The 1,739-nt window shown below is 68.0% G+C and carries 1 protein-coding gene; it reads left to right on the plus strand.

Annotated elements, in window-relative coordinates; genetic code table 11:
• Positions 1-101 precede the first annotated feature (101 nt).
• Complete coding sequence (gene purH / locus SP6_RS09090; RefSeq protein WP_007407023.1) at positions 102-1,721, plus strand: bifunctional phosphoribosylaminoimidazolecarboxamide formyltransferase/IMP cyclohydrolase; 1,620 nt, start codon at positions 102-104, stop codon at positions 1,719-1,721.
• The last annotated feature ends 18 nt before the right edge of the window (positions 1,722-1,739 follow it).

Genomic DNA, 1,739 nt, shown 5'->3' on the forward strand with positions numbered 1-1,739 from the left:
ACAGGGGAGGAATGGGTCTTTCCCGAATCACATTTTGCGCTTCGGCGAATCGGAGTCTATCGGGTCGGCAAACTCCTCCCAGTATCAGGACCCGCTGCCCGATGGCCGTATCGCTCCCCACCGCTCCCTCCGTCGATCTGGTGCCGGTTCGCCGCGCGCTGCTGTCGGTATCCGACAAGACCGGCGTCATCGACCTGGCCCGCGCGCTGGCCGAGCGCGGGGTCGATCTCGTATCGACCGGCGGCACCGCCAAGGCGATCCGTGACGCGGGGCTCCCGGTGCGCGACATCTCCGAGGTCACCAACTTCCCCGAGATGATGGACGGCCGGGTCAAGACGCTGCACCCGATGGTCCATGGCGGCCTGCTCGCGGTGCGCGACGATCCCGCCCACGCCGCCGCGATGACCGAGCATGGCATCGGCGCGATCGATCTGGTCGTCGTCAACCTCTATCCCTTCCAGCAGACCGTCGCCAAGGGCGCGGAGCGGCCTGAGATCATCGAGAATATCGATATCGGCGGCCCGTCCATGGTCCGCTCGGCGGCGAAGAATCATGGCTATGTCTCGATCCTGACCGACCCGGTCGATTATGCCGATTTCCTCGCCGATCTGGCCGCGAATGACGGCGCTTCGAGCCTGAAGACCCGCCAGCGCCTGGCCGCCAAAGCGTTCGCCGCCACCGCCGCCTATGACTCGGCGATCGCCCAGTGGTTCGCCTTCGCCGATCAGGGCGAGGCGTTCCCGGCCACCCTGCCGCTCGCCTTCACCCGCCACCCTGAGACGCTGCGTTACGGCGAGAACCCGCATCAGGTCGCGGCGCTCTATCTGCCGCAGCGGGGCGGGCAGGGCATCGCCCAGGCCGAGCAGTTGCAGGGCAAGGCGCTGAGCTACAACAACCTGAACGACGCTGACGCCGCGCTGGAGCTGGTATCGGAGTTCATCGACGGCCCGCCGACCGTGGTGATCGTCAAGCACGCCAACCCCTGCGGCGTGGCGAGCGGTGAGACGTTGCTGGAGGCCTATCAGGCGGCCTTTGCCTGCGACACGGTGTCGGCGTTCGGCGGCATCATCGCCTGCAACCGCCCGCTCGATGCCGAGACGGCGGAAGCGATTTCGGGCATCTTCACCGAGGTGGTGGTGGCACCGGACGCCAGCGCAGAAGCGCGCGAGATCTTCGCTCGCAAGAAGAACCTGCGCTTGCTGCTGTCGGGCGAGCTGCCCAACCCGTCGCGCCCCGGCCTGATGATGAAGTCGATCGCGGGCGGCCTGCTGGTCCAGAGCCGCGACAATGGCCGTCTGACCGACGACATGCTGAAGGTCGTCACCAAGCGCGCCCCCACGACGCAGGAACTGGCCGATTGCCGCTTCGCCTGGACGGTCGCCAAGCATGTGAAGTCGAACGCGATCGTCTATGCCAAGGGCGGCGCGACCGCCGGTGTCGGCGCCGGCCAGATGAACCGTCTGGAATCGGCGCGCATCGCCGCGTGGAAGGCCAAGGACGCCGCCGAGAAGGCGGGCTGGGCGGAACCGCGCACGATCGGCTCGGCGGTCGCATCCGACGCCTTCTTCCCCTTCGCCGACGGCCTGCTCGCGGCGGTCGAGGCGGGTGCGACGGCGGTGATCCAGCCGGGCGGCTCGATCCGCGACGACGAGGTCATCGCGGCGGCGGACGAAGCCGGGCTGGCGATGGTGTTCACCGGCATGCGCCACTTCCGGCACTAAGCCCAATTCCTCCCCTGT

The organism is Sphingomonas paucimobilis NBRC 13935 (genome assembly GCF_000739895.2).
Taxonomy (GTDB): Bacteria; Pseudomonadota; Alphaproteobacteria; order Sphingomonadales; family Sphingomonadaceae; genus Sphingomonas; species Sphingomonas paucimobilis.

Coding starts and splice junctions, on each gene's coding strand:
- purH (WP_007407023.1), top strand. CDS start 102: ATGGCCGTATCGCTCCCCACCGCTCCCTCCGTCGATCTGGTGCCGGTT.